This window comes from Leeuwenhoekiella marinoflava DSM 3653 (genome assembly GCF_900129005.1).
GTDB classification, from domain to species: domain Bacteria; phylum Bacteroidota; class Bacteroidia; order Flavobacteriales; family Flavobacteriaceae; genus Leeuwenhoekiella; species Leeuwenhoekiella marinoflava.
The window spans coordinates 63,486-89,502 of record NZ_FQUN01000017.1 but is presented as its reverse complement, the minus strand read 5'-3'; the positions used below and the strand labels follow the sequence as shown (position 1 = coordinate 89,502).

The window sequence follows — 26,017 nt, the reverse complement described above, 5'->3', positions numbered from 1 at the left end:
ATGATACATAAAATTACCCATTTTATTTATGCGCTCTCATTTATCACTACTCTTGTGCTTACCGGTTCTTCCGCCGCTGCACAACAAGGAGAGATTGTGATAAGAGGAACCGTAATAGACGAAAGCTCCAACCAGCCAATACCTGGTGCTACAGTTATAGAGCAAGACAACGAAAAAAGAACCATTACCGGCGTTGTTGCTGATTTTGACGGAAACTTTGCAATTAAAATCAAAAACCCAAGCAACAATTTAGTGATTTCCACTCTTGGTTTTAAGTCCAAAACCTTGCCTATAACCAGTGACAGACAACTCACGATTAGCCTGGTTCCTGATATTGATGAGCTTGATGAAGTAATGATTACAGTTGAAAAACCTACCGAATCTGGATTACTTAACATCGCAGAACGTAATCAAACCACCAGTGTTGTTACGGTAAAAGCAAGTGATATTGAAACCACACAAGCCGCTTCTATAGATGAAGCCTTACAAGGTAGAATGCCTGGGGTAGACATCGTAGCTAATAGCGGAGATCCAGGGGCCGGAATGCAAATACGCATCAGAGGTACCTCATCGATCTCGGGATCATCAAATCCACTCATAGTGGTTGATGGTATGCCTTATGAAACCGAAGTTCCTAGTGGCTTTAATTTTGGTACTGCAGATGCTCAAGGCTATGCAGCACTCTTAAACATTGCTCCTACCGATATCGAATCAATTAGTGTACTTAAAGATGCAGCCGCCACAGCAATGTGGGGTGCTCGTGCTGCTGCAGGGGTTTTAGTAATCAATACCAAACGAGGATCGGTAGGTGAGCCTAAAATAAGTTATACGTTTAGAGGAACGTATTCAAGATTACCAAAAACCATCCCAATGCTCAACGGAGACCAATACTCTCAATTGATTCCGGAAGCTTTTATGAATAGAAATGGAGTTCCCTTAAATACTTTGGCTAATAAAGAGTTTCAATACGATCCTCAAGAAGTATATTTCTTTAAAAACTATGGTAATAACACCGACTGGGTTGCTGCTGCCACCCAAACAGGACTTACAGGGGAGCACAATTTATCTTTACAAGGAGGTGGTGAAAAAGCCCGATACTTTACCTCTGTAGGATATTATGATTCTAAAGGGGTTACCAAAGGTACGGGCTACCAAAGGATAAACGGAAGACTTAATCTCGATTATGTAGTTTCTGACCGAATAAGATTTAAAACGGACATCTCCTATACCCACAGTAACACCGATAGCAATTATGAAAACATTCTTGGAGAAGCCTATACCAAAATGCCCAATATGAGTGTTTTTGAATATAATGAACGCGGCCAACTTACGCCTAATTATTTCACTCCGGCACAAAACATTCAAGGTCTATATCCAGGAACGTTCAACCCACTTGCAATGGCAGAATATGCTTCCAACGAACAAACGGGAGAACGTATCGTACCGCACTTCAATTTAAATGTTGAATTGATTCCTAATCGTTTAATTTCAACCTTTGATCTACAGTTTGATTTTAACAGTACGAAGACAAAATCATTTTTACCGCAAATTGCTACGGGTAGACCTATTACAGAAACCGTGGTCAATAGAGTATCAGATTCAGATGTAGACATTACAAGTGTAACCTCTAAGACCAATTTTATTTATACGCCGGATTTGGGTGAAGATCATAGCCTGCAAACCATACTGTCCCTTCAAACAAATGATTATAGATATGAATCGCAAAACGCTTTGACCTCAAATACAGCTTCTTCATTTCTTACAGACCCTTCAGTACCCTCACGTACTCAAAATTCAGATCTTGCTCTAGATTCAAGAAGCCTGCAATCGAGAAATGTTGCCGGACTTATAAATGCACAATACAGCCTTCTTGATCGCTATATTCTAAATGTAGGGGTTCGTGCCGATGGGAATTCAAAATTTGGCCCTGGTAACCGTTATGCCATGTTTCCATCATTTTCCGGAAGATGGCGTATATCTGGTGAGCCGTTTATGGAAGATTACGACTGGATTGATGACTTGAGTATTAGAGCGAGTTACGGAAAATCTGGAGGTGTTCCCCGTGACGACTATGGATACTTTAGTAATTATACAAACTTTAACACACAGTACTTAGGATATACCGGTGTATACCCTTCAAATATTCAATTAACAAATCTTAAATGGGAAACCTTAACCGGAAAAAACTTAGGGTTTAATCTTCAACTATTTAACAGAAGAGTAATACTTGATGTTGATTTTTATCAGAATAGAACAGAAGATTTAATTTTTAGAAATCTAGACTTAACATCAGTTTCGGGATATAACAACATTGACCGAAACGTGGGTACCATCGATAATCAAGGTTGGGAAGTCGGACTCTACACTACCCCATATAAATCAGATAAATGGAGAGTCGAATTCAACTTTAACATCTCTCATAACCAAAACGTTATTCGTGAAATCTCAGAATTTTTCCCTAATGAGTCAGGTAATGTAACTGAAAACGGACAGTTTAAAAGATTTCTTCAAGTAGACAACCCTTTTGGCTCATTTTACGGCTATCGTTTCTTAGGTGTTTATGCAGATCAAGACGCAACCCAAGCCAGAGACGCAAACGGAAATGTGATTACCGGTCCTAACGGGCAAATCGTAAATATGCGTTTTAACTACCCTAATACTGACTATGTTTTTCAACCTGGTGATGCCAAGTATGAAGACATCAATAAAGATGGAAATATAGATAGTCGTGATGTGGTTTATCTGGGGAATAGTAATCCAAAATTTACAGGTGGTTTTGGGCCTACTGTAACCTTTGACAATCAATTTAAACTACTCATGTTTTTCACCTATAGACTTGACTTTGATGTTATAAACGGTACAAATATGCGTACCACCAACATGTACAATTGGGATAACCAAAGTACAGCAGTGCTCTCCAGATGGAGAAATCCTGGAGATCAAACCGATATACCTCGAGCTATTAATGGTGCTGGTTATAACTGGTTAGGTTCAGACCGCTATGTTGAAGACGCTTCGTTTTTACGCTTAAGATCGGTTACGTTTAGCTATGACTTTGGTAAAAAGTTTCTAAAAGACCTAAAAATAGATGATGCACGGGTTTATATCACTGCAGATAATCTCTTTACGTTTACAAAATATCTAGGACAAGATCCCGAAGTTAGACTACCCGGAGGAGATCCTTTTGATATTTCAATAGATTATTCAAGAACGCCTCCTACCCGTAGAATTTCAATTGGACTCTCAACTAGATTTTAAAAAAATACTGATATGAAAATAAGAATATTAACGATCCTAATTTTTGTCTTCACTTGCTTTTCTTGCGATGAATATTTAGACCTGCGCCCACCCAATGGTACAGTACGTCAGGATTTTTGGAAAACAAAAGAAGACGTTCAGGCTGCCGTTATTGGTATTTACTCAGAGATGGTAGGAAATGCAAGCTTTACCGAACGCCTGTTTATGTATGGAGAGCTAAGAGGAGATATGGTTATCCCCGGGCAAAATGCTTCAGACAATCAAATTTTCTTAAATACTACAAACATTCTTCCTACCAATGCACTAACAGAGTGGTCCATGTTTTACAGAACTATAAACTTTTGTAATACAGTTATAGACCTTGCTCCTGCCGTGCTTAACGAAGATCCTACGCTTGAAGAAGAACAGTTAGAAAATTACCTCTCTGAAGCCTTAGCAATTAGAGCGTATCTCTACCTGACGTTGGCTAAAACATTTAAGGACGTTCCATTAAAATTAGAGGCAACTTTAAACGATACTGATAATTTTCAACTTCCTACAACACCTCAAGAAGAGGTTTTTAGACAAGTAGCTGAAGATTTAAGCCTTGCTGAAGAATATGCAGTAGAAGAATATGAGACCATTCCTGAGAATAAAGGTCGTATAACAAAGTATGCAATCAATGCAATGCAAACCGAAGTCTTTCTCTGGCTCAATGATTTTGACAATGCACTCATAGCGGCAAATAAGATCATAGACTCCGGTAATTTCGAACTCATTCCGGCAAGCAATAGCTGGTTTGGTACCGTTTATGGAGAAGGTAATTCAAGTGAAAGCATTTTTGAACTACAATACAGCAATCAAAACCTTAACTCGTTTATAAATGTTTTCTTTCAAAGAGCTGAGTATCGTGCTTCAGCGGTAGCGGTAAGCGATGTTTTTGGTATAGATCAACAAAATCCAGAAAATCAGGATATCCGCGGAGAACGTGTTTCCATAGTTTCTAGCGGTGCTGAGATTTATAAGTTTATTGGTTTAAACAGAGATCAACGTAAAACCACCACAACCTCAGACACACACTGGTTTTTTTATCGCTATGCCGATGTGCTTTTAATGAAAGCCGAAGCCTTAAATGAGTTAAACCGTGGTGAAGAAGCCATCGCTATCATAGAAGAGATCAGAACACTTCGTGAAGCGCTTGAACTTACAGCACAAACTCCTGCAGCTAATGATCCCTCAAGTATAGCAGAGTATATTCTTGCCGAACGTTCAAGAGAACTGGCTTTTGAAGGTAAACGCTGGTTTGATGTATTGCGTTTTGCAAGACGTGATAATTATGCACGATTAGATCTGATCCTTACAATGGCGCTCTCAAGTGCTCCTCCTAGTCAACAACAGTCTATCAGGAACAAATTGCAGGATCCCAACAGTCATTATTTACCTATAAATCAAAATGAATTATTTACCAATAAACAATTGGTTCAGAATCCATTTTATAACTAAAAATTCAAGTCATGAAAAAATTAAATATAAAAACCGGTTTACAAGGGCTTGTATTGTTAATTCTAAGCATTACCCTTTTCAATTGTTCTGTAGATAAATACAAAGAATCGACAGATGAAACTGTTAACGCAACAGAATACCTTAAACTAAATGAAGAAGAGTATTCTATGTTCCTCGAACTCTTGGAGGTAACCGGATATGCCTCGTTTTTAAACACCTATGGGACTTATACGCTTTTCCTGCCTACTAATGATGCTGTAGAAAGCTACCTGAATACTGCAGGTGTTTCTTCTCCTGCAGATTTACCCATTGAGGATTTACAAGATTTGGTAAAACTGCACATTCTAGAGTCCAAAGTCATAACTACAGATTTTAACGATGGTAAAATTGCAACTCCCACTATGCAAGGCCAATATTTGGTTACAGGAGCCTCTAATCAAGGGGGATCATCAAGTATAATCGTCAACAAAGAGTCACGAATAGTATCTTCAAATATCGAAGTAGGTAATGGGATCATTCACGTGATTGACAAAGTTTTACCTATTGCAAAACTAAGCCTTGCTCAGCAGGTTGAAACACAAGAATCGCTTTCTATTTTCACCAGTGCATTGAAAGCAACAGGTTGGTATGATATTCTTGACAAACCGGTAACTTATGATCAAGACAGTATCTCGAGTCACCTATCGCTAATTGCACAAACCAATGAGGCTTTTGAGAGAGCCGGTTTTAGCAGCTATGAAGAATTAGAAGAGCGATACAGCCATTTGGGGCAGCCTACAAACCCAGAGGATAGCCTCAATTTGTATGTCGCTTATCGCATACTCCCAGGCTTAAAATACGTAGCAGATTTGGTAAACTCACCAACCCACAGTACAGAGGCTCCTCAAGAAGTGATCGGGATTAAGTTGGCACAAGATAGCGTATTGATCAATGAGCAAACCTTTGACGGAGTCCTTGAAAAAGGCGTGCTTTTAAATAGAGACCAGAGTGATGTTACTACAACTAATGGGGTTCTCCATTTAGTCAAAAACAATTTTGACATTAAAAAACGTTTTCCAACTCCTGTATATTTTGATCCCGGTGATCAACCAGAAATAAGACGACTAGCCTCAGTTTTTAGAATTCCTGGGCAAAGCGCTTCGTTTGCTAAAGAAGATCTACAATTTGTAGATTGGGAAGGTGATGATGAAATAATGTACCGAGTTGATACTCCTGGAGGAGGAACCTATGGCCACGGGTATTGGGCTGATGTTATGCAAATTAAGCGTCTAAGAGATGGTTATGTTAATAACATCGAGTTTACAACTCCGGTAATTATAAAAGGTAGGTATAAAATTTGGGTTTCTTATCGCGCGGCACCTAACGCATCTCCTAATGTTCAAGTATTTTTTAACGATGAAGAATTATCAAGGCAATTAAACTTCACGGAGTACGGCAACACTACACAGCCTGAAAGAGTTTTAGAATCACAAGGGTATAAAATACCGGTATCTCCTCAAACTAATAGATTCAACTCAAGACTGTTAGGCATTGTTGAGGTAGAAACCACTGGGCGTCATAAAATACGTTTCAATGCCGTAACGAATGCCGGTCAGGAAACATGGATAGATGTGATCGAATTTAGACCTATAGAAATGGATCAGATCTACCCAAGGTTTTCACCAACCGGACTTGTAGAACAATAAAAAGATACCTGATTGAAAAATTAATTATAAAAGAATGACAACACTAAATACATATACCAAGTGGCTTTTCATAGGAGTTCTTTCTATGGGTCTTAGCAATTGCTCAGACCCTTGGGATGATCGTTCTGCTGAAGGGGATCAAAATCTTCAAAAAAACTTAAGTGAACGCCTGCTTGAGAATACCGAGACCTCCTCTTTTGGGCAATTATTAGTAGAAACCGGATATGATAGTATTCTAAAAGCCTCTAAAACCTTTACGGTTTGGGCTCCTACAAATGAAGCGATGAATCAGGTAGATGAGAGTATCTTGAGCGACCTCGAAAAAAGCCGTTTGTTTATTAAAAACCACATTACACTATCGGCCTATTCTTCTGTAAATAGTGAAGACACCCTTACTATTCATATGCTCTCCAATAAATACCTACAATTTATAGAAGGCAACCGTATTGCAGGTTCACAAGTGGTTACCGCAGATCAATACACTAGCAATGGTATTTTCTATACCATTGATCAAGCTCTAGAGGTACGACCTAATATCTGGGAATATTTAGAGGAGAATAAAGCAGAGTATTCAGTAGGTGCTTATCTATACAGTCTGGATGATTTTAATATTTACCATCGTAGAGACAGTATTGCAAAAGCAAATCCTGATGCGCAAACGCTATTTGCTGATTCCTTGACCAACTCGTATTTACACAATGTGTATAACCTAAATAACGAGCAGAATAAGTACACCTTTTTATTGATGGAAAATGATGGTTTTGAGTCTGAAACAGAAAAATTAGTACCCTACCTCAATAAAGGTGCTGTTGATTCTACCAAAATTTATGCACAATATTTTGCTTTGCGAGATATGACGTTTCAAGGCATTTATTCAAGAGAGAATTTGCCGGACACGCTAGTCTCAAAATTTGGTGTCAAAGTTCCTTTAGATCAATCGCAAATTCTTGAAGAGATTCCTGTGAGTAATGGTATTGTTTACCGCATGAGTACAGTAGATGTGCCTTTAGAAAAACGATTACTCACCACAGAGATCCAAGGTGAAGAACCTAAGAGTTTTAGCAGAAATGACAAAGAAGCCTCTACCTTTTATAGAGAACGACCTGACCCACAAGGAGGTATTGTTTACGATATAATGGTTCAAAATCATGGTGCGGCACAGTTTGCCATTAATTATGAGGCAGATGATATGTACAGTACTACGTATCAAGTGTATTGGCGCGCTGTAAATGACATTCAAAGCAACACGTTTCAACAACGTCTTCGCATAGGAGGAACCTTGTCTGAAGATGGCAGCGAAATCGTTGACCCTATTGCATTATTACCCTATACTGATGTTCCGCCAGATGTATACGATGAAGTCTACGTAGGTGAATTTACACTTGAAGAAGCTGGCAAAATAGACTTTATCTCGCTGATCGCTGCAAACACAGGATCTAACGGTAATAACACATTAACTCTGGATTATCTTAAGCTAATACCAGTCATCCAATAATTTCATTTAAACAAACTAATGATTATGCGAAAAATTTTACAACTAACCTGCTTAATAAGCATGTTTTTTGTGGGAACCCTTGGAGAAAACCTCTACGCACAAAGAGAACAGGAAAACGATAGCACCACTGATTCTGTAACTGAGCAAAAGGGGATTCTCATAAAAGGTGTTATAAAAGATGCAGAAAATGGCTTAGGTATATCAGGAATTAATATTGCTGCAGGTAATTATGCTTCGGCTATATCTAACGACGATGGTACATTTGAAATTAATGTCCCACATTTAGATGCCTTGTTAACCATTCAAGGACAGGAATATCAAGCTAAAGTATACCCTGTTCAGCAGCAAAAAGAAAACATCGAAATTTTCCTCTTTGAAGCTAATTACTCCCAATTTTATCAGCAGGCAGATCTTGCAGGCCCTGAGAAAATTCAGTTTGAAAATTCCGGAGCTTCTACAGTTACATCTTTAGAAAAGTCACAATGGGGAAACCCTGTACAAGAATCGGTAAGTAACCTTTTACAAGGACGCATTCCCGGTCTCAACATTGTGAGAAAATCTGGAGTGCCTGGATCTGGATCCTATATCACAATTCGAGGAATAAACTCTTTATACGGTACCAATAAACCGTTAATAGTAGTTGACGGGATGATTTATGATGATGAAGATTATGGCTCTGGAATTATTCAAAACCACAGTTCTTCTCCTTTAACTGATATTGATGTTAAGGATATTGAGGATGTTACCGTATTAAAAGATGGATCTGCACTTTACGGAACAAAAGGAGGCAATGGAGTGATTATTATCAACACAACCCGCCCCAACCAATTGAGTACAAAAATAGATTTTACAATGTATGGAGGTGTGAATCAAACACCAGACCAATTACCCGTATTAGGAGTAGATCAATACCGTACCTACCTCTCTCAAATCTTTGCCACTCAAGAAAATGGTCAAGCACAATTACAAAACCAACCATGGATGATAGATGATCCTAATAATGGCAATTATGCCCGCTATCATAACAATACCAATTGGCAAGATAAAGTGTTTAGAACTGGGATAAACCAAAACTACTTCTTAAAAGTGCGTGGGGGTGATGACATTGCAAAATATGGCTTATCTGTAGGCTATTTAAAAAGTGAAGGCGTTATGACTAAAAATGATTTAGAACGTTACAATATGCGCCTTAATGCTTCTCTACGACTTACCGAAAAGCTGTCTATGGACGCGCGATTCTCATTTGTTCGCAATATTCAAAATCAATTTGACCAAGGTTTAGCGTTTAAAACAAACCCGCTATATTTGGCCTTAACAAAAGCACCATTTACGAGTACAAACGTGATAAGTGATGCAGGAGAAATTTCTCCTAATCTTGCCGATGTAGACATCCTAGGAATAGGGAATCCTATAGCGATTATTAATGAAGGCATAGGACGAAATGAAAATTACCGCTTTTTCGGAAATCTGCATTTCAGATACGTCTTTAACGATACTTGGAACCTCAACACCATTTTAGGCCTCACCTATGACAAAGAGCGAGAGAACTTTTTTATCCCCGACTTAGGTATTGCAGATATTGTGTTGCCTACGGCAATTGCAAATAACAGAAGTGGTAGCGAAGTTCAAAGACTTTACACCTTATTTACTGACACCTATTTAGACTACAGCAAAACCATAAACAATTCACACAGCCTGGACATACGCCTAGGCTTAAGAACACAATCTAATCAATCAGAAAGTGATTTAGGTTTAGGGTACAACTCGGCTACTGATGATTTTAAAAATGTTGGTGCTGGTAGTAACCTGTTACGATATGTAGGAGGGCAACTTGGAGACTGGAACTGGCTCAATGCTTATATGAGTAACAGATACAATTACCTAAACAAATATTACCTCACTTTAAATGCATCTTTAGATGGTTCTAGCCGTTTTGGCAATGAGGTTAATGATGGGGGGATTAATTTGGGCGAAAACAGCTTTGCTGTTTTAGGTTCTTTATCCGGTGCTTGGCTTTTGTCATCTGAAGCCTTTATGCAAAATGCAACCGCAATAGACTTACTAAAACTTAGAGCTACACTTGGATTTAGCGGGAATGATGATATAGGTAATTATACTGCTCAAAAATTCTATGTTTCTCAAAACTTACTCGGGCTACAAGGTTTAGTAAGAGGCAACATCGGAAACCCCGGCTTAAAATGGGAAACTGTAAGAAAACTTAATCTAGGTGCTGATATCTCGCTATTTAAAGAGCGCCTTAATCTAAGTCTTGACGTTTATGAGAATACTACTAGCGATATGATTACCTACGAGTCTGTAAACGAAATCGCCGGTTTTGATTATGTTGTATCAAATAGCGGAAGTATGCGCACGCGTGGTGCAGAGTTAGCACTTAACAGTCGTATCATAAATACATCAGATCTGAAACTTGATTTTGGTGTAAATCTGGCGAGCTATCAAAATGAAATTACCGATCTTCCTGGAGATCCGATTTTTACCAATTTTGGTGAAGCCACGTATATCACAGCGCAAGGCTATGATGCCAATTTATTTTATGGTTACAAAACAAACGGTGTTTATGCCACAACAGCAACGGCACAATCGGAAGGACTATTAAAACGAATGGCAAACGGTGACTTGATACCTTATCAAGGGGGTGATGTACGCTTTGTTGATTCTAATGGAGATAACATCATCGACAGTCAGGATAAAGATATAATAGGAAACCCCAACCCCGATCTTACCGGTAGTTTTAATGCTTCGCTAAAGTGGAAACGCTTTGACCTTCAAGCCTTGTTTACATTTTCAGTTGGTAATGACATTTACAACGGGCTACGCTATAATTTAGAAAAAATGCAAGGTTATGAAAACCAAACGGTTTCAGTAACTAATCGTTGGATTACCGAAGGACAGCAAACCAACGTTCCACGAGCAGTTTGGGGCGATCCTATGGATAATGCGGCATTCTCTGATCGTTGGATCGAGGACGGCTCATACCTACGTCTTAAAACACTCGTATTGGGATACAATTTTGAAGTTAAAGACTGGAACTACATTAAGTATATAAGGCTTTATGCTTCTGCAAACAACCTCTTAACATTTACAGACTACCTTGGTTTTGATCCAGAATTTAGCCCTACCAATTCAATCTTTGGACAGGGAGCAGACACAGGGCTAACTCCACAATTTAGAAGTGTACAATTAGGATTACGCCTAGGCTTATAAAATATAGTATTATGAAATTTATTAAAAAATACACCTCCTATCATTTACTCCTTTTATGGGTGATTTCTTTAGGCTTATCATCCTGTAGTGAATATTTAGACGTTCCGCCGAAGGATAAATTAGCAGAAGAACAAACCTATCTTGATGTCTATGATGCAGATGCCATCATAACGGGTATATACGGTAAATTTATCACTCTTGCAGAAAAACATGTCATCTTAAACGAGTTAAGAGCAGATCTTTTAAGCACCACAGTGAATGCAGACCCCTACCTCTACGAACTTCAGATTCATCAGGTAAGTAGTGACAATCCATATGCAAATCCAAAAGCATTTTATGAGCTGATTAATAATTGTAACGATGCGCTCAAAAACTTTGATATTATGCTTTCTGAAAATCGTTTGACAGAAAACGAGCACGCACAGCGTTACTCAGATGTTGGAGCATTACGCTCTTGGTTATACTTACAAGTTGGTATTCATTATGGAAATGTTCCTTACATCACCACACCTATTGAAAATTTAGATGATCTACTCGATACCAACAGATATCCAAAGATTTCATTTGATGAACTTTTAAACGAATTAGTGAATTTTACAAACAACTTACCCTACACTACGTCATATGAATCTAACAGTTCTTTACTTATTGATGTAGATGGTTATAATACCGGTAAGTTTTACATCAATAAAGAGTGTTTATTGGGTGATTTAAATCTATGGATTGGCAATTACACGCAGGCCGCTTCTTATTACAAAACCTTAATGGCGAGTACCGATGATTGGAATATTTATAAAATGCCATTTTCTTTTCCTAACGATGAAGGTATCGCTGTAGAATATTTAAGATACAGAGACCAAGATGCACGAGCTTTAATCGATACCAAAACCGATGGTTGGGGTAGTATGTTTGTAAGAGATCGTGATGATCTTTGGAATACAGAGTGGATTTGGTCTCTGCCTTTTGATTCTAACTTTGCTCCTGAAAATCCGTTTATAAGGCTATTCTCTATTCAAGAAGGCGAATATCAATTAAAGCCCTCTCAGCGGTCTATAAACCTTTGGGATAGTCAAACCCAGCTTAACGGATTTCCCTACGACGCACGAGGAAGAAGATTTAGCTACTTTACAGTAGGTGAACAACCTGTAGTAAAAAAATATTTATATGGATATCTCGATCTAGAGTCTTTAATGCCTATAGATATGTTTAACCAAGACGGGCGATGGTTTTTATATAGAGCCGCTAAAATGCATTTGAGGTTTGCCGAAGCTGCAAATCGCGATGGCAATCATAAACTTGCAAATGCATTGCTCAACAGCGGTATTAGAGAAGCCTACACCGTTGAGGGTGCTGTAGACAAAACAGATATAGAACAAACCCATCTTCCCTTCCCTTATGATTTTGATGCAAGAAATGGAGACTTTCCTCGCTATAGAGCTACTTGGCATAGAAACACCGGAGTACGTGGCAGAGGGTATGTTCGTCCAGTTGAAGTTGTGGGGGATAGTTTAATTTCTATCGAAAACAACCTAATTGAAGAAGCTGCTTTAGAACTCGCCTTTGAAGGTAGCCGGTGGGAAGATTTGGTGCGCATTGCACGTAGACGGGAAGACCCTGCCTTTTTGGCCAACAAAATTTATGACAAATTAAGAGCCGAAGGCAATGCCGAAGCAGGTGCCGTACGATCAAAATTAATGAATGAAGCCAACTGGTACTTACCTTTTGAGTGGGAAATAAAGGAAGATTAAATGCTTGCTATTATATAGATCAATTGAAAACTAGACAAAATGAAATTTGATAAAAAATATTCAGTACTGCTGCTGCTATTTTCATTAGCCTTAAGCATGCTATCCTGTAAAAATGATGACGACTCCTTATTTTCTAACGAGAATACTACGAACTCATTAGCTATTGTAAAAATGTTAGAGGTGCGCTCAGGAATCAATAAGGTGCTTGTAAAAGCGGTTGTTGATGATCCTAATGTTTCTGAGATGATGATCTCCTGGGGAGATGATGCTAATGCCTTGAGCATTCCTGTTGATGCAAGAAACGGTGCCGATACTATTCAACAGACCATTACTAATCTTGAAGAACGCATCTATATATTCAGAGCCGTGAACCTAGATGCTCAAGGGAACAGCTCTAAAGAAATAACTGCCGGAGCCGAAGTTTTTGGCTCTGAATTTCAAGCAAATATTGCAAACAGAAGCCTCACTTCCAGCACGCTATTAGACACTAATCTTGATGTAAGTTTTAGTGCAACAGACTTGAGTAGCGGAATCATCAATACTGAAATTATTTACCAGAATACCCAAGGAGAAACCATTGAATTATCTATAGATCCAAAAAGAAATTCACTCAATATCCCCGATTATTTAGGAGAGTCTCCTTTTAAGTTCAGATCGCTTTATGTGCCTACACCAACAGCTCTTGACACCATTTACACAGCCTATACAGAGACCTCATTTGAACCCATTCCTGAAATTATTTTTGTTACCGATGATGCTAATGATGACGAGCAAATCAACTGGTTAAGAGATCAGGGCTTTTATGTGAGCACTTATTATAATTCTTCTTTTGATACCTCAGCACAATCCGATATCGACATGCTTAATGATGCCGATCTCATTATAATTGGACGAAGCGGAAGCTCAGGAGATTTTGCCGGCGCACAAAAAACCGCTTGGAACTCTTTAACTACACCGCTCATTCTTAATTCGCAGTGGATGGCCCGCTCCAACCGCTTAAATTGGTTTGACCACGCCTCAAACCCTGTAGAATATGCCCCGGGCAACGACGATGTCGTAAACGTGAAAGTAAATTCACCTAATGACGCAGTTTTTACAAATGTGACCCTTAGTGGTGACAATACGCTTCCGTGGCTTCAAACGCCTAATAATTTATTATACATCAACAAAACCTCTAATGGAGAGGTCCTCGCTGATAGTGCTCCTGGTGAAGCAGACAATGATGACGGTGGCTCTGTCCTTTTCGTTCGTTTTTCTGCTGAAACCGAATTCTATGATGGTGCCGGAGAATCAGCCGCAGGACCACGAACTTATTTTGGATTTGGAATTGATTTCGATGGTTCCTCCATCTATTTCCCTATTACAGCTGAAGCTAAAGAAGTTTACCTTCAGGAAATACTTAGATTGATTGATTAGTAGAGTGTCTCAGTTTTATAGAACAAGAAATGATCTTTACTTTTTTAGGATACCGAAAATATAGTTTTAACAGGAGTACGCTGAAAATCCCTTAAAGAGTAAGCTTTTATAAAAAATGGTAATTATGAATTTACTTATTAAAGTTTCAACTATTTTGATCCTGTTCTTTATGAACCCGCCTAGTGATCCCATTCTTGTAGATGAATCTTCAGCCGTACCTTGTTATCAATTAGATACTACCAATTGGCATTCTTGGGGTGGCACTCCATATCTCTGGTCCTCCAATGGTTATTCCTATATGGAACCTTGTTTTAATTTTACAGGTTCAACCTGGAGTATTAGTAGTTCTATAAATACCTACAAACAAATTGAAAGAAGAACCGTCTATGTTGATTATGAAACTTCTGGTCCAATTGCTAGTTGGGTTACTCTATATGAGTATGATGGCACTTCGGGAGCTACGTTAACTCACTCTTTTACGCCTCCCAATCCCGCTGATGTATCCTTCCTAGCATACACCTCTGATGTTATATATACTGACGGGAGTCAAGAGGTATTCACTTTACATATTTCTCCCAATTAACCGATATAACGACTTTGTTTGTGTTTAGATTGAGTTCTAATTTTGAGAGGACAATGCTACGGTTTATGCCGTGGCATTGTTTTTTTAGACCTATTCCTTCTCCCCTATAAAACAAATTTAATCAGCTTAGAACAGGATGACTATTGGGGTTGTCAAGATTATTTCAACTAAAAATGATCTTCTCCATTTTTAAAACGAGGCAACGCCGTATCAAAGGCGTAGATAAAGCGTAGTTAAAGCGTGTTATCACCCTAAACAGCATAGGTTTTTAACAATCAAATCGGTCAATATAAATCGGTTTTGAGTAAACTACCTCAGGGCAAGCCCTTGAGGCATTGGTTGGAAAAGAATTTTCAATTTCGAGGCAAGCCTTGGAGTATTAAACCTCTTGGCGGCGCCAATAAAAACCAGGATCAGCTTCATTAATCAGGGTTCGTTTAGTCAGGTTAGAACAGGACACTTTATACAGGCAGTACGTTTAACTTTGATAAGCACCACGGTGTTTCTTTTGGAATATAAACCTTTGCTAAACCAAGAAAATGATTAAAACCTCTTCTTCCTTTAACTATGTTCTGTCTGTATTTGTAATGCTCTTTCTGGTGTCAGCTTGCAAAAAAGAGCAACAAGATGGAGTGGCTTCAGAAATAACAAAACCTAACTTCTTAGTCATCATTGCTGATGATGCCGGGTGGAATGATTTCAGCTTTCACGGTTCAGAAATTAAAACTCCGGCATTAGATAGCTTGGCCAATCAAGGCTTGATTCTAAACCGTTTTTACACCTATCCTACTTGCTCTCCAGCACGAGCTAGTTTTCTGACAGGAAGACCGGCGAGCCGTATGGGTATTGTCGCTCCTATTAGTGGAAGAAGTGAACTAAAATTGCCTGATGGTATTAAAACATTACCACAAACCCTCAAGGAACTGAATTACAAAACCGCGTTGATGGGTAAATGGCATTTGGGTTTACAACCTGAAAACGGACCAGAGGCTTACGGTTTTGATTATTCCTACGGATTTTTACACGGTCAACTTGATCAATATGCGCATACCTATAAAAATGGCGATAGTACATGGTACAAAAATGGAAAATTCATCACTGAAGAAGGCCACGTTACTGATTTGCTTACGAAAGATGCGGTAAACTATATCAAAGACCAAGATTCAACTGATCGTTTCTATTTACAGGTTGCTTACAGTGCACCTCATATTCCGTTACAAGAACCTGACTTTTGGCTAGAACAATACAGTACTATAAAAGATAGCTCAAGACAAGCATATGCGGCAGCGATGGCTCATATGGATCACGGCATTGGTGAGATACTTAAAACTTTAAAAGATCAAAAATTAGACAAAAACACTGTTGTTCTTTTTGTGAGCGATAACGGTGCACAGGAAAAATGGATACCTACAACACAATATGATGGTAAATATGGTCCCAATTATAAGCTGGGTAGTAATCTTCCCTTACGAGATTTTAAAACCTCTAATTATGAAGGCGCAATACGGGTTCCGGGAATTATATCTTGGCCTCTACATCTCAATACCGGAACTTCAGAAAACTACATTAGTGTTATAGATTTTATGCCCACGTTTTTGAATTGGGCGAATGCTGAGAATATTCCGAATTCTGTAGAAGGAAAAATAGCTTCTGATTTGCTTTCAACAGAAAATCAAAACCGTAACGCTCCTATTTACATCAGAGGACACATACAAGAATCGGTTATTGTAAAACCTTATAAACTGATTCGTACCAGACATATGACTAGCGAAACAGATTTTGAACTTTACAACATTGAAGAAGACCCTTCCGAAGAACAAAATATAGCTAAAGAAAATCAACAACAAGTTGCAAAACTTTTAGCCATCTTAAAAGAAGAGTTTGCTAAAGATACAGACGAAGTTAATGTAGGTTTAAAAGATTAAATGTTAGTACTACTACATTTATTAACTTTATAATCCTTTTGAAGAATTCTTAAACTATTTTATTTAATGAAAAAAATAATTTTCCCTTTTATTACGCTACTTGCAATTACTTTGACAAGTTGTGATAAGCCTCAAGAAAAAAGTATTACTACTATTAAGCTTTCAAATCCTACCGATTTTGATCTCAAGCAAAAAGCCGTGGGTTTAGCTCTTGATGAACTTCCAAAACAAACAAGTTCATCAAAACATCCACTACTCTTAATTGAAGGCGACACTTTAGCTTCACAGTTGAGTGATTCCAACAAAGACGGTAGGAATGATGAATTATTTTTTGTTATTGATATTGTGGCAAATGCTTCAAAAAACATTCAGTTTAAATGGGTAGAAAAGCAACCTCAATATGAAACAAAAACCAGCATACGCTTTGGCAAAAGAGATTCAAAAGACCAACCGGTGAAGCCTGCAACTTCAGAAACATTAAGTGCTACAGATATGCCAAAGGCATTAGGTTTTCAGAAATACCAAACTGATGGGCCAACTTGGGAAAATGATAAGGTGGCTTTTAGACATTATCTGGATGGTAGAAACGCTATAGATGTTTATGGTAAAAAAATCGCTGCTATATCACCCGAGAATGTTGGTCTTGATTCAGCAAAAGCTGTGGTAGATAATTACCATACTATGGAAGATTGGGGTCGCGATGTTTTCCCGGTAGGAAATTCTGCTGGCCTAGGTGGTTTTGGAGTTATAGCTAACGGAAAAATTCAGCGTCTGGGAATTCTTGTAACAGACACGTTAAATAATATCGAAAAAACAAGCTTTAAAATTCTGGAAGAAGGTCCTGTAAAATCTTCAATGGAGTACAGTTATACAAATTGGAATACTGAAGAAAATACTTATCAAGCAAAAGAAATTACAACAATCTGGCCGGGAATGTATGCTTTTCAAAATACAGTTGCTGTTAACGGTCTAGCTCCACAAGACACGCTAGCTATCGGTCTCTCTAATATTAATAATAAAAAGGGTGTTGAAGAACTAAAAACCGAAAAATGGACAGCTTTAATTCAGCATGACTCGTTAACTTATGACAGAACCTGGGTTATGGGTACTGCTATTATTCTGCCTTCAGAAAAATATACCAGTTATAGCGAAGCTCCGGATGCAGGCAAGTTCATGCAGTCGTATCTCGCTAAAGTAAATGTCAAAAATGATGAAAGTATAACTTATTACGGAGTTTCAGGATGGGAGTTGAGTCAGGAAAAGCGTTTTAAAGATGTTGCTTTTTTCAAACAATATGTTACTGATCTCGCTAATACGCTTTATACCGAATTGGATATCAGTATAAATACCGAAAATCAAAAGATTTCAGAATAAAACCATGCAAATACAAGCCTTTACGATGAAACTCAAACCGGGTTTTGAAGAAGAATATAAAAAACGTCACGACGAGATCTGGCCAGAACTTCAGTCCCTTTTAAATGAATCTGGAATAAAACATTATTCTATTTTTTTGGATAAAGAAACCGGGACTTTGTTTGCTTTCCAAACCTTAGAAGAAAATCATACTACCGAAGCAATACCACAGAATCCAATAGTAAAAAAATGGTGGGCTTTTATGGCTGATATTATGGAAACCAATGCAGACAATTCACCGATAGAAACATCTTTACAAGAAGTTTTTCAACTTCAGAAGTAAGTTCTTAAAGACAAAAAGCAAGGCTGGCAAAATTGTCAGCATTGCTTTTTTTTATTTCTTTTTGCTTTCTCCTTTAAAGTTTTGAGAACTGTTTTTAAATAATACGTTGAATGTTGTCAGACTTCCGTAAATACGGGTGATGTATTGCTGCAAATCTATTTTTTCCTGATCATCAAGATTTTTGCTTGCGTTTATTTTCTGCTCCATTACCCGAATGCGATCACGCACCATTACGATTTTATGGAAAAAGGTATCTATAGGAATTTCTTTGTTAGAAAGACTAGGATCTGCTGGATTTAGAGTAATGCTCCCGCCCTTCCACTTGTCTGCAAGCGGAATTACTTCAGATATATCAGAATAATGCTTTAAAAGCCCTCTGAACGTTTTTTCAACTTCATAAAAGCTAATTGTATCAACCTCATCTTCTACTGCTTCAATAACTTCAAAATCTGTATCCAGATCTAAAGTTTCTAAGCCGCTTTCTATAAAGGTTACCCAATAATGTTTTGAAGTAACATTAGTAATTACGCCAGCTCCTAATTCGTCATGTTTTATGCGAGAGCCAATGCCCAAAAGTGTTGCCATTAGTTTTCAATTTAAATTCATTACAAGATAGAAAGCTATCTTATTTTAATAAAATTAAATAGAAATAAAGGTTTAAAAAAGTACTATAGCTTTTTATCAATCATTTCAAATTGATAATATTCTTCTTTTACACTTTCAAAATTGAGTCCATAATTAACAAGCATCGCTAATGAACCTAAGAAGAAAAAACGGTCGAGGAAGTAAAACATTTCAAAGTTGAAATAATACGCAAACAAAGCCGCGATATCTGAAAATATAAAACCGAATGCAAAAAAGATATATAGTAATGAACGATTGCTGTTGTATTTATTGTTATAAGCGATAGCCTGTACTCCTAATACCATCATTGCCGCGCCGTATGCATACAGCAAAAGAGGTTCTAAATTATCATGAAAAGTATGGGTAACCATACTCATATTCATAATAACATAAAGTGTATAAGTATTTGCCGCAACTAATAATAAGGTCACAACGATAACAGAAGGCTTAATATTTATTTCTGAAATCTTAGGCATTCGCTCTAAAACTAGAGTAACATAGCATAATATACCTATTATCAAATAGAGTTTGTATCCCAAAGGCTCTTCATAAAATTGAAAAAAAACATCACGAATAGTAAAAAATAGCAACGCAGAAAGCGTCCAGAAATTAACGATTTTCTTTTCTACCAAAAAGTAGATTAGAAAAAGTAGAATCGTCATTAAACGAGCTAATCTACTGGACTCTAAATCCATAAAAGCTACAATCGACAGGTTGATGATTGCGGCCAAGACAATTAAAGTGATAAAAACTAGTTTATCACTATTTAATAATTTAGAGCTCATAGTTTTATATTCACTTGATAACTTTAAGAATGATAATCTATATACGCAAAAGTTATAAATTCAGTTTTTATCGTTGATCTTTTTTAAAAATCAACAATAACACCTATACCTAGCTGTTGTTTCCATTGCGTTTTTGCTCCCATTGCAACTTCTTCTCCATCACCATTAATTTCGGTTGTCTTTATATCATTATCGTATTTAAGATGTGAACCTACTTTAGCAAGAACAAAACTATTTACTTTAAAATTTAAATTCATTTGCCAGTCAATATCTATATTACCAAAACTATTGAGATAATCTGTATACAGGTTTACGATGTTGGTCAGGTTGATATTCTCCATCACTTTAGCATTTAAGGAGCTTTGTAAAAGAATCCCCAACTCACTATTAAAGTTAGAACCTTCCCGTATAATATTACCTGCATCATCATAAACAGCTGGAGCTACACCAAAAGCTCCATTATTTGCTAACTCTTGATCTAAAACAAAAGTTGATTTATAAGTTAACGGTGATGCATAAACCGAAAGATTATCTAGACGTTGACCATACTCACCTCCTACACCCAGAAATACATAACCCGGCGCCAAAAATTGAGAGATAGGTGTACTCGTATCAGGATATTTATACCCGTTAGTAAACTGTGAGGCAAATCTAAATTTTGCAGAATAATACCAATTAGATATAGTATCGCGACGATAACCAAAGTCTGAAGTTACCTCAAGCATATCATCTGTTTTACGCAACTCCTGCCCTTCTTGACTATTTACCCCATATCGACTTGTGAGCTTATTACGCCATTTTCTTTGCTTGTCAGAATAATTTCTTTCAAGTACTAATTCTGCTAAACCTGAAATAGAATTACTTCCCCCAGCATTCCAATTTACAAAAGCTACTTCGCTAAGATCAAGACCTATTCGATTTACTTCTTGCCAGTTAGTCTTTGGTTTAGGCGCCAACTGTTCAGTTAAACGTTTTACCAAATTCTTTTTAATAGGAAGTGGAAAAGCAACATGTTGTGCTAATACCTGTGATCCCATAAAAAGAAATAAACTTAACAGACTTAAGAAGCATACTTTTTTCAAACTATAGGTTTTTAGGTTTACTAATAATTAAACGTACCAAACTGGGAATTAATTGTCAATTCTTTACTTTCTGAATTTTCAACACGTCCTACTACTTGTGCATCTATATTAAACGACTTTGAAATAGCTATAATTTCTTCAGCAACAGCTGGGGCTACATAAAGCTCCATACGATGCCCCATATTGAATACTTGATACATCTCTTTCCAATCTGTACCACTTTCTTCTTGAATCAATTTAAACAAGGGTGGCACATCAAAAAGATTATCTTTTATAATGTGTAGCTTATCTACAAAATGTAAAATTTTAGTCTGCGCACCTCCACTACAATGTACCATCCCATGCAGTTGAGCTTTATTAACTTCTGCTAAAATCTTCTTGATTACCGGTGCGTAAGTACGGGTAGGAGATAAAACTAATTTACCGGCATCCAGAGGACTATTTTCAACAGCATCAGTCAATTTTTTTGAACCACTATAAACTAAATCTTCAGGCACAGCTTTATCAAAACTCTCCGGATATTTTTCAGCTAAATATTTATTAAACACATCGTGTCTGGCAGAAGTTAAACCATTACTTCCCATCCCACCATTATACGCTGTCTCATAAGTTGATTGACCAAAACTAGCCAAACCAACAATAACATCTCCCGCTTTGATATTGGCATTATCCACCACATCTTCTCTCTTCATTCTGGCGGTAACAGTAGAATCAACAATTATAGTTCGTACCAAGTCGCCTACATCTGCTGTCTCGCCACCTGTACTTTTTATAGATACTCCGTGCTTTTCCAAGTCAGCAATCAGTTCTTCTGTACCATTGATAATAGCCGAAATAACTTCTCCTGTAATCAGGTTTTTATTTCTTCCTATTGTTGATGAGAGCAAAATATTGTCTGTTGCTCCTACACACAATAAATCATCAATATTCATGATTAGCGCATCTTGAGCGATACCTTTCCAGACTGAAACATCTCCGGTTTCTTTCCAGTACATATAAGCCAATGAAGATTTTGTACCGGCTCCATCTGCATGCATAATTAGACAGTGCTCGTCACTACCTGTTAAATAATCTGGAACTATTTTACAAAATGCCTGCGGAAACAATCCTTTATCTACATTTTTAATAGCGTTATGAACTTCTTCTTTTCCTGCTGAAACTCCGCGTTGCGCATACCTTTTTGAAATCTCCTGACTCATTGTATATTATTATTTTGCAAAAGTAAGAAATAAAAACGTCCTGAAATTTCAGGACGTTTTATAAATCTGTATAAAAAAGTTATCTATTCCGCTTACTGTGCCCGGCTTATTCTCATAAATAACATCTTCGATGGTTGCTGAAGATAACCTAACTGTATAAATCCACATATGATAACCATCGCTATTATTCGTTTTGACAGCTACTAAATTGTCATTAAATGCTGCTGAATTTACAGCTGAAATAAAACCTGGGCAACAGAGTTTGCCTTCATTTTGTGCCCAAGTATAATTCAGTTCTGAAATGCGGAATTAAATTTGTAAGAAGACCATATAAATGTAACAGTTGGCTTCATTATGATTATGTTTAATTACTTCTAATAAAACGTTTTCTATTGATTTATTTTTAACTCAAACTAAGCAACTCTCTGTTTTTTGCTAAAGGCCAGAGTTTATCTTCTACTAATAATTCAAGTTTATCTGAAGCATATCTTATAGTATCAAAAAAGGGAAGCACTTCATTTTTATAGTTTACAGCACGTTCTTTAACATCTAGCTTATTAGCAGACTTACGGGCATCAACCATAGCGTTGATGTCTTTATTAATCGTACCAATATATTCAGATATTTGGGTTATAAGAGCTAGCTGCTCTTGTGCAAGATTTTCATAATCCTTAGCGAAAATATTTTTCAGACCTTCGACATTCTTAATCAATAAATTTTGATACCGTATCGCTGTAGGAATAATATGATTTTTTGCAATATTACCCAATACTCTGCTTTCAATCTGAATACGCTTTATATATTCTTCTAACTCTATATCATGACGCGCTTTAAGTTCTATACTATTCATAACGGCCATTTCTTCAAAAACTGCAATAGAACGTTTATCTAATTGAATATTTAAAGCTTCAGGAGTACTACTGTGATTGCTCAATTTTCTTTTTAGTGCCTCCTTCTGCCAGGCTGCACTATATCCATCTCCTTCAAAACGAATTTTCTTGGAAGCTTTTATATATTCCCTAAGAACATTAAAAATCGCATCGTCTTTTTTCATTTTTTTCTTATCGACCAGCTTATCTACTTCATTTTTAAAGTCTTTAAGCTGCTTAGCGACGATTGTATTTAAAACTACCATTGGTTTCGCACAATTTGTAGTCGAACCTACAGCGCGGAATTCAAATTTGTTTCCGGTGAATGCAAAAGATGAAGTACGATTACGGTCTGTATTATCTAAAAGTATTTCAGGAATTTTACCTACTACATTCAGTTTTAAATCTGTTTTTTCTTGTGGCGAAAGTTTTCCGTCTGTTACTTTTTCAAGTTCATCCAAAACTGCAGTAAGCTGTTTTCCAATAAAAACAGACATAATTGCCGGCGGTGCTTCATGTGCTCCTAATCTATGATCGTTAGATGCCGAAGCTACTGAAGCTCTAATCAATTCTTCATTGTCCTGTACTGCCTTTATGGTATTAACAAAAAAAGTCAGAAACTGCAAGTTCTTCATCGGAGTAGTACCCGGACTCAATAAGTTAACTCCGGTATCTGTCGCTAATGACCAATTATTATGTTTACCACTACCGTTAACTCCTGCAAATGGTTTTTCGTGAAAAAGAACTTTTAAGTTATGGCGTTCTGCAATTCGATCCATCAAATCCATAATGAGTGAATTGTGATCTACTGCAAGATTTGCTTCTTCAAAAATAGGAGCTAATTCAAATTGGTTAGGAGCGACCTCATTGTGCCTTGTCTTTACAGGAATACCCAGCAACATACATTGTTGCTCCAAATCTTTCATGAAGTTTAAAGCTCTGGCTGGTATTGACCCAAAATAATGATCATCCAATTGTTGCCCTTTTGCGGGAGCGTGACCTAGAAGCGCCCTCCCCGTTTGCATAATATCCGGTCGAGAAGCTGCAAGCGCAGAATCGATTAAAAAATATTCTTGCTCCCAGCCTAATGTAGCGGTTACCTTATTGACGCTTTTATTGAAATATTTAGCCACTTCCGTCGCGCTATGATCAATCGCAGCCAAAGCCCGCAAAAGCGGGGTTTTATTATCTAAAGCCTCACCCGTATAAGAAACAAAAACCGTAGGAATACATAATGTAGTATCTAAAATAAAAGCAGGTGATGTAGGATCCCAGGCAGTATACCCTCTAGCTTCAAAAGTATTTCTGATTCCGCCGTGCGGAAAAGAAGACGCATCAGGTTCTTGCTGAACCAATTTTGCTCCTTCAAATTTCTCAATTGCGTTTCCTTCTGGAGTTTGCTCAAAGAATGCATCATGCTTTTCTGCAGTTGCTCCCGTTAATGGCTGAAACCAATGCGTATAATGTGTCGCCCCTAATTCTAATGCCCATTGCTTCATTCCGGCAGCAATACTATCTGCCATCAAGCGATCTATTTTAGCTCCTGTATTGATAGCATCTTCAACTGCCTGAAAAGCTTCATGAGACAAAACTTGTTGCATAGCATCTTTTTTAAAAACGTGTTTACCAAAAAGCTCAGATCTTTTCTTGTTTTCAGATATGATTATAGGTAAACGACTAAGGCTTTCCTTTAGGGCAAAAAATCGCAATGTACTCATATTTTAGTTGATTTTTATGAAATTCAGAATTGAGAGGTGTAAAAATATATGATTTCGTAATACACCCCTATTTTTTAGGGGTCTTATTAAATTTATTCCGTTAATAAAGCGCTTCACCCCCTATAATTACAAATGCTAGATATTAAAGAAATGTTATATTTGTTATTAGTTTAATTCAAAAAAAATTTAAATCAATTTATTATGGGCAAATCAAAATTAGAGTATCTCTGGTTGGATGGTTATACGCCAACTGCCAATCTTAGAAGTAAAACCAAAGTAGAAGAAGATTTCAGCGGAAAGTTAGAAGACTGTCCGGTTTGGTCTTTTGATGGTTCTTCAACTAAACAAGCCGAAGGAGGCTCTTCTGATTGTCTGCTGAAGCCCGTTGCAATATACCCAGATCCAGCTCGTAGAGACGGTTTCTTGGTAATGACTGAAGTTCTTAATGCTGATGGTACTCCACACGAATCTAATGCAAGAGCTACTATTGCTGATCAAGATGATGATTTCTGGTTCGGTTTTGAGCAAGAATATTTTATCATGGACAAAGAAACTCAACTTCCATTAGGTTTCCCAGTAGGTGGTTATCCTGGTCCTCAAGGGATGTACTACTGCTCTGTAGGGGGTAAAAACACACATGGTAGAGCATTTGTTGAAGAGCACGCTGATCTATGTATTGATGCTGGTCTTAACTTTGAAGGTATCAACCAAGAGGTTGCTAGTGGACAGTGGGAATTTCAACTTTTTGCAAAAGGAGCTAAAAAAGCTGGTGATGAGATCTGGGTTGCACGTTATTTATTACAACGTCTTACTGAAGATTATGGTTACTACATAGAGTACCACCCAAAACCAATTAAAGGTGACTGGAATGGTTCTGGTATGCACGCTAACTTCTCAAATACTACTTTAAGAACTGCAGGTTCTAAAGAAGTTTATGACACTATTTGTGAAGCATTCCGTCCGGTGGTTGCAGAACACATTTCTGTTTACGGTGAGTTTAATGATCAGCGTTTAACTGGTAAACATGAGACTGCTTCTATTCACGATTTCTCTTATGGTATTTCTGACCGTGGAGCATCTATCCGTATTCCAATTATCACAGTAGAAAAAGGATACAAAGGATGGTTAGAAGATCGCCGTCCTGCATCTAACGCTGACCCATACAAAGTAGCAGGTCGTATCGTTAAAACTGTATTAGAGGCTGAAGCAAAAATATAAGTTCTCCGT

General features: G+C 37.4%; 17 protein-coding genes. 12 read left to right on the top strand and 5 right to left on the bottom strand.

Annotated features, from left to right (window positions below):
• The 11 genes from BUB91_RS15530 (at position 1) to rhaM (ending at position 18,513) form a co-directional block, all read left to right on the top strand.
• On the top strand, positions 1–3,258 hold the full coding sequence (locus tag BUB91_RS15530; protein WP_073100192.1) for a SusC/RagA family TonB-linked outer membrane protein: 3,258 nt from the start codon (positions 1–3) through the stop codon (positions 3,256–3,258).
• Positions 3,259–3,270: 12 nt separating this feature from the next.
• Positions 3,271–4,740: a RagB/SusD family nutrient uptake outer membrane protein gene (locus BUB91_RS15525; RefSeq protein WP_073100191.1), complete on the top strand. Its 1,470-nt coding sequence runs from the start codon at positions 3,271–3,273 to the stop codon at positions 4,738–4,740.
• Positions 4,741–4,751: 11 nt separating this feature from the next.
• Positions 4,752–6,425 carry a fasciclin domain-containing protein gene (locus BUB91_RS15520; RefSeq protein ID WP_073100190.1) on the top strand — a complete coding sequence of 558 codons (1,674 nt, stop codon included), beginning with the start codon at positions 4,752–4,754 and terminating at the stop codon, positions 6,423–6,425.
• 34 nt (positions 6,426–6,459) lie between these two features.
• Complete coding sequence (locus tag BUB91_RS15515) at positions 6,460–7,920, top strand: fasciclin domain-containing protein (protein WP_073100189.1); 1,461 nt, start codon at positions 6,460–6,462, stop codon at positions 7,918–7,920.
• Positions 7,921–7,944: 24 nt separating this feature from the next.
• Positions 7,945–11,145 carry a SusC/RagA family TonB-linked outer membrane protein gene (locus tag BUB91_RS15510; RefSeq protein ID WP_073100227.1) on the top strand — a complete coding sequence of 1,067 codons (3,201 nt, stop codon included), beginning with the start codon at positions 7,945–7,947 and terminating at the stop codon, positions 11,143–11,145.
• Positions 11,146–11,156: 11 nt separating this feature from the next.
• Positions 11,157–12,893 carry a RagB/SusD family nutrient uptake outer membrane protein gene (locus BUB91_RS15505; RefSeq protein WP_073100188.1) on the top strand — a complete coding sequence of 579 codons (1,737 nt, stop codon included), beginning with the start codon at positions 11,157–11,159 and terminating at the stop codon, positions 12,891–12,893.
• A 39-nt stretch (positions 12,894–12,932) separates the two neighbouring features.
• Positions 12,933–14,309: a DUF4998 domain-containing protein gene (locus tag BUB91_RS15500; protein ID WP_073100187.1), complete on the top strand. Its 1,377-nt coding sequence runs from the start codon at positions 12,933–12,935 to the stop codon at positions 14,307–14,309.
• 169 nt (positions 14,310–14,478) lie between these two features.
• Complete coding sequence (locus BUB91_RS15495; protein WP_128759372.1) at positions 14,479–14,892, top strand: hypothetical protein; 414 nt, start codon at positions 14,479–14,481, stop codon at positions 14,890–14,892.
• 539 nt (positions 14,893–15,431) lie between these two features.
• Complete coding sequence (locus BUB91_RS15490; protein ID WP_073100185.1) at positions 15,432–16,817, top strand: sulfatase-like hydrolase/transferase; 1,386 nt, start codon at positions 15,432–15,434, stop codon at positions 16,815–16,817.
• 66 nt (positions 16,818–16,883) lie between these two features.
• Entirely contained in the window at positions 16,884–18,191 is a 1,308-nt protein-coding gene (locus BUB91_RS15485; RefSeq protein ID WP_073100184.1) for a DUF4861 family protein, read from the top strand.
• Between the two features lie 4 nt (positions 18,192–18,195).
• Positions 18,196–18,513, top strand: a complete 318-nt coding sequence (gene rhaM, locus BUB91_RS15480; protein WP_073100183.1) for an L-rhamnose mutarotase — start codon at positions 18,196–18,198, stop codon at positions 18,511–18,513.
• Between the two features lie 51 nt (positions 18,514–18,564).
• Here rhaM and BUB91_RS15475 read toward each other — a convergent pair whose 3' ends face one another.
• From BUB91_RS15475 to BUB91_RS15455, 5 genes are all read right to left on the bottom strand, one after another.
• Entirely contained in the window at positions 18,565–19,098 is a 534-nt protein-coding gene (locus tag BUB91_RS15475; RefSeq protein WP_073100182.1) for a hypothetical protein, read from the bottom strand.
• Between the two features lie 83 nt (positions 19,099–19,181).
• Positions 19,182–19,922, bottom strand: coding sequence for a hypothetical protein (locus BUB91_RS15470; RefSeq protein ID WP_073100181.1), 741 nt, complete (start codon positions 19,920–19,922; stop codon positions 19,182–19,184).
• A gap of 83 nt (positions 19,923–20,005) precedes the next feature.
• Positions 20,006–20,959, bottom strand: coding sequence for a DUF3078 domain-containing protein (locus BUB91_RS15465; protein WP_073100226.1), 954 nt, complete (start codon positions 20,957–20,959; stop codon positions 20,006–20,008).
• A 65-nt stretch (positions 20,960–21,024) separates the two neighbouring features.
• Positions 21,025–22,203: an AIR synthase related protein gene (locus BUB91_RS15460; RefSeq protein WP_073100180.1), complete on the bottom strand. Its 1,179-nt coding sequence runs from the start codon at positions 22,201–22,203 to the stop codon at positions 21,025–21,027.
• 403 nt (positions 22,204–22,606) lie between these two features.
• Positions 22,607–24,790, bottom strand: coding sequence for a glutamine synthetase III family protein (locus BUB91_RS15455; RefSeq protein ID WP_073100179.1), 2,184 nt, complete (start codon positions 24,788–24,790; stop codon positions 22,607–22,609).
• Between the two features lie 201 nt (positions 24,791–24,991).
• On the opposite strand from BUB91_RS15455, the gene BUB91_RS15450 reads away from it, so the two are divergent.
• Entirely contained in the window at positions 24,992–26,008 is a 1,017-nt protein-coding gene (locus tag BUB91_RS15450; RefSeq protein WP_073100178.1) for a glutamine synthetase beta-grasp domain-containing protein, read from the top strand.
• The last annotated feature ends 9 nt before the right edge of the window (positions 26,009–26,017 follow it).